General features: G+C 68.3%; 14 protein-coding genes and 2 pseudogenes. 9 read left to right on the forward strand and 7 right to left on the reverse strand.

What is annotated here, in order from left to right:
- The first annotated feature begins 1057 nt into the window (after positions 1-1057).
- The 3 genes from CP976_RS41780 (at position 1058) to CP976_RS41790 (ending at position 3540) form a co-directional block, all read left to right on the forward strand.
- Positions 1058-1588 (forward strand): SigE family RNA polymerase sigma factor, encoded by a 531-nt coding sequence (locus CP976_RS41780; protein ID WP_150485035.1) that lies wholly within the window; start codon positions 1058-1060, stop codon positions 1586-1588.
- The gene (locus CP976_RS43165; RefSeq protein WP_167537517.1) at positions 1585-2574 is read left to right on the forward strand and encodes a hypothetical protein; all 990 of its coding nucleotides are present in this window, start codon (positions 1585-1587) and stop codon (positions 2572-2574) included. The genes CP976_RS41780 and CP976_RS43165 overlap by 4 nt, the downstream gene beginning before the upstream one ends.
- A gap of 423 nt (positions 2575-2997) precedes the next feature.
- Complete coding sequence (locus tag CP976_RS41790; RefSeq protein WP_150485036.1) at positions 2998-3540, forward strand: GNAT family N-acetyltransferase; 543 nt, start codon at positions 2998-3000, stop codon at positions 3538-3540.
- A 349-nt stretch (positions 3541-3889) separates the two neighbouring features.
- Here CP976_RS41790 and CP976_RS41800 read toward each other — a convergent pair whose 3' ends face one another.
- A complete protein-coding gene (locus CP976_RS41800) occupies positions 3890-4885 on the reverse strand; it encodes a DUF7847 domain-containing protein (protein WP_150485037.1) in 996 nt (331 codons plus the stop codon).
- A gap of 701 nt (positions 4886-5586) precedes the next feature.
- Here CP976_RS41800 and CP976_RS41805 point away from each other — a divergent pair.
- The gene (locus CP976_RS41805) at positions 5587-6087 is read left to right on the forward strand and encodes a hypothetical protein (RefSeq protein WP_229875990.1); all 501 of its coding nucleotides are present in this window, start codon (positions 5587-5589) and stop codon (positions 6085-6087) included.
- Positions 6088-6293: 206 nt separating this feature from the next.
- Here CP976_RS41805 and CP976_RS41810 read toward each other — a convergent pair whose 3' ends face one another.
- Together CP976_RS41810 and CP976_RS44165 are read right to left on the reverse strand one after the other, a co-directional pair.
- Entirely contained in the window at positions 6294-7187 is an 894-nt protein-coding gene (locus tag CP976_RS41810; protein WP_150485038.1) for an alpha/beta hydrolase, read from the reverse strand.
- Between the two features lie 335 nt (positions 7188-7522).
- Positions 7523-7693, reverse strand: a complete 171-nt coding sequence (locus tag CP976_RS44165; protein ID WP_229875993.1) for a hypothetical protein — start codon at positions 7691-7693, stop codon at positions 7523-7525.
- A 241-nt stretch (positions 7694-7934) separates the two neighbouring features.
- Between CP976_RS44165 and CP976_RS41820 the strand changes: the two genes are divergently transcribed.
- A complete protein-coding gene (locus CP976_RS41820) occupies positions 7935-8162 on the forward strand; it encodes a hypothetical protein (RefSeq protein ID WP_150485039.1) in 228 nt (75 codons plus the stop codon).
- A 910-nt stretch (positions 8163-9072) separates the two neighbouring features.
- Here the strand turns inward: CP976_RS41820 and CP976_RS41830 are convergent.
- The gene (locus CP976_RS41830) at positions 9073-9390 is read right to left on the reverse strand and encodes a lamin tail domain-containing protein (protein WP_229875995.1); all 318 of its coding nucleotides are present in this window, start codon (positions 9388-9390) and stop codon (positions 9073-9075) included.
- Positions 9391-9440: 50 nt separating this feature from the next.
- Between CP976_RS41830 and CP976_RS41835 the strand changes: the two genes are divergently transcribed.
- The 4 genes from CP976_RS41835 (at position 9441) to CP976_RS41850 (ending at position 11217) form a co-directional block, all read left to right on the forward strand.
- Entirely contained in the window at positions 9441-9698 is a 258-nt protein-coding gene (locus tag CP976_RS41835) for a hypothetical protein (RefSeq protein WP_229876008.1), read from the forward strand.
- Positions 9695-10066, forward strand: a complete 372-nt coding sequence (locus CP976_RS41840; protein ID WP_150485041.1) for a fic family toxin-antitoxin system, toxin component — start codon at positions 9695-9697, stop codon at positions 10064-10066. Before CP976_RS41835 ends, CP976_RS41840 begins: the two co-directional genes overlap by 4 nt.
- Before the next feature lie 192 nt (positions 10067-10258).
- On the forward strand, positions 10259-10636 hold the full coding sequence (locus CP976_RS41845) for a PadR family transcriptional regulator (RefSeq protein ID WP_150485042.1): 378 nt from the start codon (positions 10259-10261) through the stop codon (positions 10634-10636).
- Positions 10633-11217: a hypothetical protein gene (locus tag CP976_RS41850; protein WP_150485043.1), complete on the forward strand. Its 585-nt coding sequence runs from the start codon at positions 10633-10635 to the stop codon at positions 11215-11217. Before CP976_RS41845 ends, CP976_RS41850 begins: the two co-directional genes overlap by 4 nt.
- 18 nt (positions 11218-11235) lie before the next feature.
- On the opposite strand, the pseudogene CP976_RS44170 reads toward CP976_RS41850, so the two are convergent.
- The 3 genes and pseudogenes from CP976_RS44170 to CP976_RS41860 all read right to left on the reverse strand — a co-directional run.
- Positions 11236-11343, reverse strand: a pseudogene (locus CP976_RS44170) (DUF6221 family protein); the annotation flags it as partial.
- Positions 11344-11402: 59 nt separating this feature from the next.
- A pseudogene (locus CP976_RS44775) lies at positions 11403-11717 on the reverse strand (phosphotransferase); the annotation flags it as partial.
- Positions 11718-11988: 271 nt separating this feature from the next.
- Positions 11989-12744 carry an SDR family NAD(P)-dependent oxidoreductase gene (locus CP976_RS41860; RefSeq protein ID WP_150485044.1) on the reverse strand — a complete coding sequence of 252 codons (756 nt, stop codon included), beginning with the start codon at positions 12742-12744 and terminating at the stop codon, positions 11989-11991.
- Positions 12745-12761: the final 17 nt, after the last annotated feature.

The raw sequence follows: 12761 nt of genomic DNA on the forward strand, positions 1-12761 counted from the left end.
TCGATGGCGTCGTAAAACGCCCACATGGCATCGGTGCGCGACAGGCCGCCCGGCATGCCGCCGTAGGCACCGTCGCTGCACGCGCCAGGAGAGCCGGGGCATCCACGTCCGCTACCTCGACGGCGTTCGGGTCGGCGTCCGACGCGTCCGCGTCCGCACTGTCCGACTCCTGCGACAGGTCCTGCGGTGTCGTCACAGGGTGGGCCAGGGAGTCAGGGACGTCGGAGCCGGGAGTGGAGCCGTTGGCGGCGCCGATTGCGGTGGTCTCGCGCTTCGGCCTTTGAAACCAACCAGCTCTTCTCAAGGCTGAAGACGGCAAAGCGCAACAGCCCAAGCGGGGGCCGCGCGGTCGTCGTACGGCGGTCTGCGGTTGGCGATGAGTGCGCCAACCTACGCAGCACTGGAGCCGGTGTCGCGGCGCACGCCGCACCGAGGAATGGTGGTCTGGGTGCCTCCCCACTTCCCCATGCACGACGGGGCACTGACCCGCTTCGACGGGGAGTTGTGAGCCGGGGTGCCGTCGCCCGTACGGACCTCCGGGCGGGCATTCGTCGGCTTGCCGCCGTACGGTCCGGTTGCCCGGTCCGACAGGACGGCCGAGGCTTGCGGTCCCGCGCTACCGTCGCACGTTGCGCGGGACCGCCTCTTCGATCTCGGAGCAGGCGGCTGTGACGCGGGCAGCCGGCCGCCAGCGGGAGCGCGGTCGCCGCAGGCAGAAGCGGCTCGGCAGGCAGTGCCAGCGCCGTCGGCCACCGTAGCCTGGCCAGCGGTGAGCGGGGGTTGCCTGCGGGTACTGCGAGAGGCAAGTGGCGACATCCTGCGGCGACCGCGCTCGTCAGCACGGCCTTGGACAACTGCACGAATGAGGCGACGAGCGCCCCTGGCCGATTCCGGAGATGCCCATCAACGGAGGCTTCGACCTGGTGGTCTGCCAGTTCGGCGTGGTGTCTCGGCGTCGTTCTCGGCACCCTCTCCATGCCGTCATTCGAACGGTTCCAGAAGTCACGGGCAACTGATTCCGCCCCAATGGTGGTCTGGAGGGCGAGGAGGGTGCTTGATGCAGGCCGAACTTGAGGGCCAGTTCCAGGATTTCGTCAGGGCGCGGTGGTCACGGCTCGTCCGGACCGCGTACCTGCTCACGGGTGACGTCCACCACGCGGAGGACCTGACGCAGACGGCGCTGGCGAAGGCGTACCGGTCGTGGCGGCGCATCGCGCGCAGCGACAACCCGGAGGCCTACGTCCGGCGGATGCTGGTCAGCTGCAACAGCGACCGGTTCCGCAAGCGGCGGGTGACGGAGGCGCTGACCGCGGCCCCGCCCGAGAGGGCGGGCGGGGACGAGGCCGTCGGCCGAGTGGAGGAGCGTGGCTCCCTGCTCGCCGGGCTGGCCCTGCTGCCGCCGAAACAGCGGGCGGTGGTGGTCCTGCGGTACTGGGAGGACCTGTCGGAGGCGGAGGTGGCTGAGGTACTCGGCTGCTCGCCCGGCACGGTCAAGAGCCAGGCCTCGAAGGGGCTGGCGAAGCTGCGGGTGTATCCGGGGCTGGTGCGCGAGGGCCGCACGGTGTCCGGACTGGGAGGTGGAAGGTGAACCACGAGGCACACGAAGCGTACGAAGCACGTGAGGCGCACCACGGAGCTGATGGGGCCGACGAGGCGCACACGGCGCACGAGCCCGACGACGAGCGGGACTTCGAGGAACTGGTGAGGAAACTGATGACGGACGACGCTCACACCATCCAGCCTTCGCCCGCGCCGTACCCGGCGATCCGCCGGCGGGGCGTGGCGGAACGGCGGCGGGTCGCGGCGGTCGGGGCGGCGCTGGCGGCGGTGGTCGTGGTGCCAGCGGGGGCGTACGCCGTGGTAGGGGGAAACGGGGGAGGGGGCGCTGACACGGCGACGCCGATGTCGTCGGTCAGCGCCCCGCAGACCGCGTCGACTTCCGGGTCGACGACAAGCTCCGGACCTCAACCGCCCGTCTCGGAGGAGCAATTGCTCGACGGGATCACGTTCGCCCAGGCGTCGGACGCGTTGGAGCAGTGCCTCGATCAGGAGCACGTGGGAAGCGCGGTCAGCGGGGACCTGGCCAAGGCCGAGAGCTACCGGATCATCCTGGCGGCGAAGAGCACGGGCGTCTCCAACTCGCCCGGCGACGGCATCCACGTCGTCGGCGTGGCAGAGCGGCCGGAGGGCTTCCGGGTGATCTGCAACGTGAAGGAGGGCGTGTCCGCCGGCATCAGCACCAGCACGAAGGACGCCTACGGGCCGGACACCGGTCCGGTCGTGCCCGACGCGAACGCGGGTGACCTGTACCAGCAGTCGTTGATCGACAAGGGCAAGTGGAAGCTCCCTTTCCGTTGGGGCGTGATCGGCATGGTCGACCCCTCCGTGGCCAAGGTGACCGTCGACTACGGCGACGGCAGCGCCACGGCCGCCCTGGACCACGGCTGGTTCGTCGCTTCCGGCGTCCTGAACCGGCAGGTGACGAAGACCCCGCACATCAAGGGCTTCGACGCCGCCGGCAAGCTGGTCTACGACTCGGACACAGACAAGACGTACGACAAGACCCTGCCGTAGGGGACTAGCTAGGGCTCTGTGGTACTCCGAGGCGTCCAGCACGGCTGGCCAGCCCGCCCGCTCCGCGCTGGCCAGCCGGCCGATAAGCAGGCCGACTCGGCGTGCCTGCTCCTCCGGGGCCGCCACACAGGCCAACCAGGGCCCGGCGATCGACCTCTCAGCGATCAAGCCGGGGTCGACGGGGCCGGGTTCACGCGGTCGGTGCGGAAGCACTGGGGCGGGCTGCCGCGGCCGGCTGGGGTCAAGGTCCGCATCATCCCGTCGGCAGATCACGCTCGGATAGGGCTGTTCACGACGGTCTTCCGGTTCGGCGGTCATGGCGGGATATCGACGACCGGAGAATTCTGCAACACCCTTTGGGGCGTGTATCGAAAGTGCCTGGTGAGGATGACGGCGAGCCCATTTGTGATCCAGAATGATTGGATGGTCACGCTTGAGACTCCCCGTTTGATTCTGCGTCGCTGGCGCGAGGAAGACGTTGCGCCCATGGCTGCCGTCAATGCCGACCCCGAGGTGATGCGGTGGATCCGTGACGGCAGCGTCCGTGACGAACAGCAGACTCGCGACGGGGTCCAGGCATGGGAGAGCGAGTGGGAGTCACAGGGCTTCGGCCTGTTCGCCGTGGAGATCCGGTCCACTGGCGAGCTGGCCGGGTTCACTGGCCATTCGGTGCCCAACTTCCTGCCGGAGGTACTGCCGGCGGTTGAGGTCGGCTGGCGGCTGGGACGTTCCCACTGGGGGAAGGGCTTGGCCACGGAGGCCGCTGCGGCCGCTGTACGGTTCGGGTTCGAAGAGCGAGGGTTGGAGCGGATCGTCAGCATCACTCAAGTGGGCAACGACGCCTCCGAACGGATCATGACCAAACTGGGGATGCGTCCGGTCCGTGAGACCGTCAATCCCACCTGCGGTCGGCGAGTCCGGGTGTTCGAGTTGCAGTCGGACCAGTACGTCACCACCACTCGTTGAAGGCGGCAACGACGACGGTAGCCTCGTAGCGGACCGCGAGTTTGTCGTGCTGTGCCTGGTGGCCACGGCTCGATGTCTCCGTGCGGACTTTCGCCTGTAACGGCCAAGGCGCCTGCCATGATCGTCGCCATGGGGATACACATCGCAACGGCCGGGGTGGCCGACTTCCATTAAGTCCTGACTGTTCACCCCCGTTACTGGGGTGAACGCGACCTTCGGTCGCTACACCTTCTTGCACTGGTGCAGGAGTTTGGTCCGGCAGCGGCAACAGGGCGGCCCGGTGGTCGGTACCGCTGGGTGCCCGGCCGCCCTTCCGTGTGCTTCCTGCCTCCTGTGCCTTCGTGCCGGTCTACTGGTAGCCGGCCGCCCGGGCCATGCTCTCGCCGAGGCCTTCGCGGCGGATGCGCTGGTCGATGTAGAGCAGAGTGCTGACCAGTTGTGTGAAGGCGGTGGCGAGCAGCTGGACCACCAGCGTGACGACGACGGTGAGGACCAGATAGGTCCACAGGCCGGGCAGCGCGTCGCCGTACACGTCGGTGAAGAACTCGCCGACGTCGGCGGGCGGTTCGTCGTACGGGCCGTAGGCGTCGTAGGAGGGCTGCGGACTAGCGAACACCAGCGGGATCTGCACGATCCACCCTCCGACGGCCACCATGCCCCAGGTGAGCAACAGGATGCCGAACGTGCGCCACCAGGCACCGCGGACCAGCCGGAACGAGCGCTTCAGGGCGGTGATCGGGCCGGCCGACTCAAGGACCGCGGCGGCGGGCGCGAACGAGAAGGACACCAGCAGCCACGTCACCAAGGGCAGGGTCAGCAGCCCGAGCAAGAACAGGAGCCCCGGCGCCATCAGGGGGCTTTCGGCCGCCACCAGCAGGGCGATCAGGCTGATCCAGAGCATGAAGAACAGGGCGACCGGGATCGCGATCAGCAGATACATGAGGAACGTGACGCCGAGCACCGACGGTGTACGGGCCCAGGCGCGGCGCCATACCGCACCGAAGGTGGTGCGCCGGCCCAGCACGGCGTGTTCCAGGACCACCGGGCTGACAGCGGAGAGGAACGAGTTCACCAGCAGGGTGAGCAGCATCAGCACCACGTACGCCACCACGACGGAGATCACGATCGGGCTGACCATGGCCCAGGTCGGTTCGTCGGCGTGGATCAGTACCTGCCAGTCGTCCTCGACGCTGAGGTAGGCCAGCGCGAACGCGGCGGCCGTCGCGGCGAAGAGCAGGGCGAGGCCCGCGCCCATCGCGCCGAACAACTGCCGCGCGTACCGCCCCATCGTCGAGAACGCACCGTTGTAGACGGCCCCGAGCCCGAGCGGTGCCAGCGGTATCACGCCCGGTCTGGGCGGTGGCGGCTGCCAGCCGCCACCGCCGTAGGGACCGTATGGCCCCTGCGGACCGTATGGCCCCTGCGGACCGTACGGTCCTTGCGGCCAGTTCGGCCCCTGTGGTCCCCACCCCTGGTGCGCCATACCGTGTTCCGTTCCTTTGTTCGGGGCGGCATACATTAGCCCAGGTCGGGCGGGGGGCCAGCGGGGAGTGTTGGCGGCTTGGCCAGGGCGGCCGCGAGGCCTTCGCGGCGGATGCGCTTTAGCCGGGGGTGGCGAGAATGCACGTCACGCACATGCCGTACATCGTGAACGGCGTGTCGGCGAGAACCGACTCCGCCGTCCCCCTGTCTGTCGTCTCCTGGCGTCCGTGCGGTCCGGGCATGGACGACGACGGATCACGTGGTTGCTTCACGGCGCTACTGCTCGGGAGCCAGCCCGTGTCGCCGGTGGCCCACTTCTCGAGGGCGCCGGGCGCCCTGCTGCAGGATCAGCCTGCGGCGGGTGGCTCCATCCGTAAGATTGGGCAGCGCATCGACACCGATTGGGGAGCATCAAGCCCACGAGATCCGCGTGCGGTGTTCGCGAGATTCGACAGCACCACCAGCCGAAGATCGGTCGCACTCTGTGTTCTGACGTACCTTCGGGCGTATGACGCATGCCCTGAGATCCCGGCTCGTGCCCCAGTGAGCGGCTGGTGGGCCTTGATGGAGGAACAGACCCGCCGAGAGGTCGATGCTGACGTGCTGCGCGATCGGCGGTTGTCGGCGGTCAGGTCCGTCTGGGAGGCACTGCGCCCCCTGGAGGTGGGCCTGCACCAGGCCGAGCGGGTGGTCCACGCCCGATATGAGGTCCTCGGCGACCGAGTGCAGCGCACGCCGCCGGATCCGCTCGACCTGGCCTCACTTGCGGCTCGCGCCGCGGTTCTCTCGGGTCGTGTGGCAGCAGTGGAGGCGGTGTGGGACGGCGATACCGTGCACGATTGGTTCGTGCTCCTGGTCGCGGTCTCGGACGCCCCAGACGGGGAAAGCCACCTGGCGACCGTCTACCACCGTCCGGACGGTGATCCGCCTGGCGTTGCCGCCGCCAAGGCCGGCCGGGCGCTGGCCGGCCACCTTGGTGTGCCGTTCCATTTCGCTTCTCCGGACAGTCCTGATGACGACGCCCCGCGCTGGCGGGCGCTCCAGCGGCCGGCTGAAGGGCCCTGACCCGGGAGTCATGGGCGGATCGAGGAGACCTCGAAGAGCCCGGGTCATCCGGGGAGAATGTCATCGACCGCACGGCAGGATGCCGCGGGTGGTGGTGCGACAACGATGCTGTCCTGGTGGCCGGAGGAGGCCGGCCGCCCGGACACCCTCCTGTTCCGTGGTCCCGTCCCACCGCAGCCTGTTTCGCCTGCCCGGACCGGCTGGCATCAGGCGCTGAGTGCGGTGCGCAAGGTGGTTGCCATCAGGTCGATGGCGGCTTTCCCCGCCGGTACCGGACCGGTGTGGGTGAAGTAATGATCGACTCCCTCGAAGACACGGTGGACGACCGGAACGCCGGCGGCCTCCAGAGCCTTGGCGTAAGCGTTGCCCTCATCGCGCAAGCGGTCGTTCTCCGCGGTGATGACGAGGGCGGGAGGAAGTCCGGCGAGATCATCGGCCAGTGCGGGTGAGACAAGGGGATCGGCACGGTGGGCGGGGTCGGGGACGTAGGCGGCCGTGAAGACCCGCATGAGCTGAGGGCTGAGCAGCGGCTTGGCGATGAGGGACTGTTTGGTGGCCGGGTCGGCGATCTGATCGAGCGGTGCGGAGTCGATGATCTGGAGCCGGGGCGAGAAGGTTCCGCGGTCCCGGGCCATGCGGCAGACGGCGGCAGTCAGGTTGGCCCCGGCGCTGTGTCCGCCCACGGCAAGGCGCGAGCCGTCCCAGCCGCCCGCGGGGCCGTTCTCGGCGACCCACGCGGTGACGTCGTACGCCTGGGTGACGGGCACCGGAAAGTGCCGCTGCGGGGCGACGGCATAGTCCACGTTGATCACGACACAGCCGGCCGCGGCGGCTATGTAACGGCAGATGTGGTCGTCCTGCTCCGGGCGGCCGACCACGAAGCCGCCGCCGTGGAAGTTGACGTACACGGGGGCAGGAGTTCCGGTGTCGGACGGCGGGCGGTAGACCGTGCACGGCACCGGGCCGGCGCCGGTCTCCACGTGGAGGGCTTCGGTGCGCTTCGGGATGTCCGAGAAGCGCAGGTCCTTGTGGACCCGCGACATCACCCGACCGAGCAGCAGCTGGATCCCTCTGGCCTGGACTCGCGGACTCAGCAGCATGCCTCGGCCACCCTTCGTTGCAACTTTAAAATAACAGGATTCCTGATAATGAACGCTCACTCGTCTTCGCGCAATAGGCGGATAGGGAGCCGGGCGAAACCGGACGGCAGGGTGCGGTCTCGACGGCGGCGATGTGAGGAAGGCGATCAGCAAGACGGTCAGGAGAGGCAGAGTGTCAGCACGTCGACCTTGCCGAGCTCGTGAAGCGCCGATGGTGTTACCGGAGGCGGGGTGGGCGAATCGCCATGGGACACAGCAGATCGGCATGCGTCGTGGCCGTTGCGACATGAGCAGGTGACAGGCATCTCATGGGCCGATGCGAACTCGTCCTCGCCTCAGGTGTCGCGGACGGGCGGTTCGCGGCGCAGCAGGTCAGGCCGGGCATCGGCGAGGACGTAGGCCCGCTGGAGCCCTTCCACCAGCACCCGGTCGATGCGATAGAGCCGTGCCCGCTCGTCCCGCTGGAGCAGCTGGTGGACGCCGAGCGGGCCGGCGCGGCGCTGCAAACATCAGGGACGCGATCACTTCAAACAGCGTTCGGTCCGTCCAGCCCTGCCCCAGGTTCTCTTCGCTCAGGTCCTCCAGGCCAGGACGGGGTTCGGAGGCCGGGGCGTCAGGCCAGTCGGCGGGCACGGCGGGACGCAGCCCGTAAGCGGTCTGCACAGAGCGAACGCCTGCTCGTAGGTGTCCGTCTCGGTATCGATCGTCAGCCGCATGCCGGCCCTCTCCCTCAACGCTGTAGTCATCATGAGCCAACGCGCATGGCCCGCCGCCTCGTTGACCACGTCGGGGCCAGCCTGCCAGATCCGCGCGAGGGCGAAGAAGAAGGCCGCGATCACCGCCGGCCTGGTCGTCTCCACCAGGGCCCGCTTCCGGTCCACGGCCGCGCTGGAGACGACCGATGACGCCCGCTTCCATGACGTCACCCAGGCTCAGCCGCCGCGCTGGAACGGGCCGTCTCTTCGAAACCCGTGACACCGGTGTCACCGAGCAGTAGCTCCAGTGCATCGCGGCTGAGAGCCTGTCGGAGGTGTTCTTCCGCACTACCAACACTCGGGCAAACGGCTTGGGCGTGGAGTTCACCGACGTGGAGACCATCGAAGGGGCGGGGCGGTCGGATTCGAACCGACGTCCTCCGAGATGATGTCGCGGCGCACTACCTCTGTGCTACGACCCCGCCTTGCTGGTGATCATATCCTCGTCCACGGTGTTCCACAGCGGAGCAAGCGGCGGAAAGCCGTCACCAACGCTCGCCTGTCGTTCTCTCGATGACAACAAGCATGCTGACGTGACAGCTGTCGTGCCTCGGCTCAGCGGACCGGATTCGCCAACGGTGTCTTCCAGATGCCGGGGACAGGGCGCTTGCGCATCCTGCGAGGTGGCCCGGGCCGCGCGGTGCCGCGTCCACCAAGGACTGGCGTGGGCGATGGCCGCGCGGACGGCCTGCCGAACGCTGCCAGAGACGCCTTCAGGCGTGCTGTGTTCTCCACCTCCCCGTCGGCGTTGAGCAGTTACCCGTTGGCGGCGACGGCCGGGTCGAGATTCACATCAACGGGACCGCCGCCGCGGTGAACCGGGCGAGCGGCTCCCGCACGGCGGCCACTGGTAGCTTGGTCGCCCGCGCTAGGTCCAGGGCCTGGTTCACCGCCGCGCTGGCGGGACCTCTTCTTCGCCGCCCACGAGCAAGGCGCCACCGAGCAGCAGTTCCAGCGCATCTCAGCCGACGGCCTCGCTCAGATGTACTTGGCAGTGGCTCCGTCCTGGCCCGGGTCGCATGCCCGGGCTCGATCTGACGCCGGTCGAACCGAGTGAGTAAACGGCCGTGGGCTGGCCTGGCAACCGGCCACCAGTGGTGTCGATCAGGCAGGCAAGACGGCGCCCGGTGCTATCTCAACTGTGGAAGCTGATGTATCCGTTTGCCGTCGCGATCATTCGCGCCTCTGCTGTAGGAGTGCACGTCCGGGCGGTTGCCGGAGGGCTTGTACAGATAGATGGTGTCCTTGTCGTTGTTCCACAGGAAGTTGCAGTTGTCGCGGTAGACCACATTCTTGGTGTCGGAGTCGGTGCCTGGCCGCCGCGGAGCTTGATGTAGTCGCCGGGGCTGCAGATAGTGGCTCGAAGGGAACATGAAGCGGTTGCCTGGGGCGTCTTTGGCGACATAGCCCTTGAGGTTGATCGTCGAGGAGGACAAGTAGTTCTTCACGGTCAGGTACTCCTGCAACCCCGGTGCTACCACCCTGCTACCATGAGGGCATGACTTCCACGAAGAAGCAGACGCAGGTCCGGCTGGAAGAGGATGTGCTCGCCGCGGGCAAGACCGCCGCGGCCGCTCGACACCTGGACTTCAACAAGTACGTCGAGCGGCTCATCATCGAGGACACCACCGGCGCACGCGCTGCTGGCATGGCAGCCGCCCAGCGGCTCATCGATGAGCACGGCACGTTCCTCGACGACCTGGAGCAGCAGCTCGACGCGCCGTACGCCGACCCGCAGCCCGGCGCCGCCGCGTGATCCTGCACGTCGACGAATCCTGGATCCTCGAAGTGACAGAGAGGGCCGGACACCGCGACCCGGCCGCCGACGACTACGGCGTCCCCATAGCCGCCGTCGCCCGCCACCGCGGCGAACTCCTCGAGACGCCCGTCTACGACGGCGCCTACGCCCGCGCCGGCGCTCTCGTACACAACCTGGGCCGCTGCCGCTGGCTGGAACGCTCCAACCTCACCGTCGCCTGCGCCGTCGCCGTCATGTACCTCGAGGCCAGCAACATTCCGGTCAGCCCCACCCGCGAACAGCTGACCGCACTCGCCCACGAGCTGAACAACCCGCGCTGCACTGCAAACCGGATCGCTTCTTTCCTCCGTACCTGGAAACCCTGACCTCGGGCCGGGTGGTGATCGCTACCCGCGACCGCATGCGATCCGGCGGCATCCACATATGGGCTCCAGCCAGCACTTGTCCGGCCCATCATGCTTGAGTCGGACCTGCCCCGAGTACCTGCGCCGTCGGAGCCTTGTCATGCGCCGCAAGTATCTTGCGGCGCATGGCAATGCCTGACTATCTTGTACCGCATGACAAAGGGGCTGCCCGCTACCAGTGATCAGCGTCGTACTCAGCTGCTGCGCGGAGTGCTCGATCTGTGCCTGCTGTCGCTGATCGCCGAACGGCCGCGCTACGGCTTCGAGTTCGTGGCGGCGCTCGCCGACAACGGGCTCGAACTCGTGAGCGAAGGCAGTATCTATCCGTTGCTCACCCGGCTGGAGCGGGAGGGGCTCGTCTCCTCATACCGCGCCCCGTCGGCCAGCGGTGGCGCCCCGCGCAAGTACTACCGCCTGACCGAAGCGGGAAGTATCGAACTGGCGAGCGGCCGGGCCGTATGGCACGCCTTCAGCGGGCGTGTGGGGCGGATCCTGACTGCCACCGAACCCATGGGGGGAAGCGCACCATGACGGACCAGCGAACCATGACGAACCAGCAGATACTCGCGGTCTGCCGCAGCAACTGGGAGTACCGGGGCATCGACGACAGATCCGTCCGGGAGATGCTCGACGAGCTCTCCGCTCACCTGGACGACGCGGTGGCCGCAGGCCGCACACCCCAGGACGTCGTGGGCAACGACGTCAAAGAGTTCGCCGCCTCCTGGGCCCGGGCCCGCGCTCCGTTCGCCCGCCGGCTGCTGCGCACGACGGCGATGATCTGCTTCGTGATCGGCTGGCTGATACTGGCCACCTGCCTGCTCCGGTGGACCACCGAACGGGTCGTGAGCGTTAACGATGTCGCCTTCTGGACCGTCGTCGCAGCGGTCACGATCGCCTGGGAGCTGCGGCGTGGCAGCCTGGGGCTCGGTAGGACGCTCGCGGTCGCCCTTGCCGTCGGCCTGCCCGCAGTGCTGCTCTCCCAATGGGTGGGCGGCGACGAGGAACTGTTCACATTGCCACTGTGGGTGGCCCCGGCGCTGCTCCTTCCCGGACTGCCGTATGCCGTCGCCGATGCGCGGGGCAGGAAGAGCACCGCGCCCGGCGTCAACTGAGGTCTGTCTCCTTGACGGCTAGGGGCGCCATTCCTGGCGATAGGCGGGGTGCTCGGCGTATGACTGGGAAAGAACTCGAAGCGCGTAGGCCAGGCCGGCGGCCGTTGGGACAGGGCCGAAGTGATCCGTGGCTGCTACGCATGGCGCACACGCCCATTCCGCACGACCGGCGAATTCATCCGCCGCGCCCTGGCCGAGGTCCTCGCTTCATCGGCCTCAACGGCCTGGAAGAAGTTGTCGAAGCCGTCGGTGCACTTCTTGGGGTGGGCGCCGAAGTCCGAGCTGATCGGTGCCTCGGCGGGCGCCTCCACATGGAGCGCCCGGAGGAAGCTCGCCAGCGTGTCGGCCGCGTGGGCGCCGCGGCTGATCGAGCCGTGATCCAGCGGCTCGCCGGGAACCCATGTCATCACGGTCCAGTGCTTGGGGAAGCGCTCGGAGGGTTCACCGCACCGCACCGGGGTCGGCACGGGCAGTGCAGCAGATGAGGCTGCAAGCCAGCGAGACGAGGGCGTCGTTGAAGTTCGATACGTCGTTCCCAGCGGACCGCGAGGCGTTTGAACTGGTGGAGCAGAGCGAAGGTCTGCTCGGCGACTAGCGGAGCTTGCCCGGGCCCTTGATTTCGGGGAGCCGGTGCAGGGGAGTAGCACCAGGATGCAGCGGTGTGGCAGCTCACCGCGCACGGCCTTCGAGTCGTACGCCTTGTCGTGGGTCGTCGGCGGTGCGCGCCCCGAAGGCGCGATGTCCTTCGGGGCGCGCGGCAGGGGTTCGGGTTCAGGCGTTGTAGCCGCCGTGGGCGTCCAGGACCGCGCCCGTGACGTAGGACGCGGCGGGGCTCGCCAGGAAGGCGATCGCCGCGGCGATTTCGTCGGGGTGCCCCACGCGTTGCAGGGACAGCGAGCTGACCAGGGCTTTAAGGGTCTCGGGGCCCGGCCCTTCCATGCCGCCCTCCATCAGTCCGGCCTCCACGACGTTGGCTGTGATGTTCCGGGGCCCGAGGTCGCGTGCGACGCCCATGGTGTACCTCTCGATCCCGGACTTGGTCGCCGAGTAGTCGGCAAGGCCGGGGACGCCGACCCGGGAGCCCAGTCCGGAACTCACCGTGATGATGCGGCCGCCCGTGCGCAGCACTCGGGAGGCGGCCCGGATGACGGCGATCACGCCGAGGTAGTTGGTGGCGTGCATCCGGTTCAGTGCGGCGGTGTCGGTGTCCGGGTCGTCCACCGTGCGGCCCTGCTCCACCGAGATCGCCGCGTTGTTGACGAGGATGTCCAGGCCGCCGAAGTGCGCGACCACGTCGTCGATCAGCGCCAGCGCCCGGCTCGTGTCCGCCTGGTCGGACTGGAAGGCGACGGCCTTGGCTCCCTTGCCGTGCACCTCGTCGACGACGGCCTGCGCCTGCTTCTCGGAGCTGACGTAGGTGAAGGCGACGTCGGCGCCCTGCTCGGCCAGCAGCCGTACGGTCGCGGCTCCCAGTCCGCGGGACCCCCCGGTGACCAGGGCGACCTTGCCCGTGAGTGGCTTGCTCATTCTTCTCACCTCGTTGA

It is taken from the genome of Streptomyces coeruleorubidus (assembly GCF_008705135.1).
Classification (GTDB): domain Bacteria; phylum Actinomycetota; class Actinomycetes; order Streptomycetales; family Streptomycetaceae; genus Streptomyces; species Streptomyces coeruleofuscus.

What these genes read in the sequence shown, in the direction of transcription:
- CP976_RS41845 (WP_150485042.1), top strand. Translation starts at nt 10,259, where the DNA reads ATGACAAAGGGGCTGCCCGCTACCAGTGATCAGCGTCGTACTCAGCTG.
- CP976_RS41860 (WP_150485044.1), bottom strand. Translation starts at nt 12,744, where the DNA reads ATGAGCAAGCCACTCACGGGCAAGGTCGCCCTGGTCACCGGGGGGTCC.
- CP976_RS41805 (WP_229875990.1), top strand. Translation starts at nt 5,587, where the DNA reads ATGGAGGAACAGACCCGCCGAGAGGTCGATGCTGACGTGCTGCGCGAT.
- CP976_RS41780 (WP_150485035.1), top strand. Translation starts at nt 1,058, where the DNA reads ATGCAGGCCGAACTTGAGGGCCAGTTCCAGGATTTCGTCAGGGCGCGG.
- CP976_RS41835 (WP_229876008.1), top strand. Translation starts at nt 9,441, where the DNA reads ATGACTTCCACGAAGAAGCAGACGCAGGTCCGGCTGGAAGAGGATGTG.
- CP976_RS41810 (WP_150485038.1), bottom strand. Translation starts at nt 7,187, where the DNA reads ATGCTGCTGAGTCCGCGAGTCCAGGCCAGAGGGATCCAGCTGCTGCTC.
- CP976_RS41850 (WP_150485043.1), top strand. Translation starts at nt 10,633, where the DNA reads ATGACGGACCAGCGAACCATGACGAACCAGCAGATACTCGCGGTCTGC.
- CP976_RS41820 (WP_150485039.1), top strand. Translation starts at nt 7,935, where the DNA reads ATGAGCCAACGCGCATGGCCCGCCGCCTCGTTGACCACGTCGGGGCCA.
- CP976_RS41790 (WP_150485036.1), top strand. Translation starts at nt 2,998, where the DNA reads ATGGTCACGCTTGAGACTCCCCGTTTGATTCTGCGTCGCTGGCGCGAG.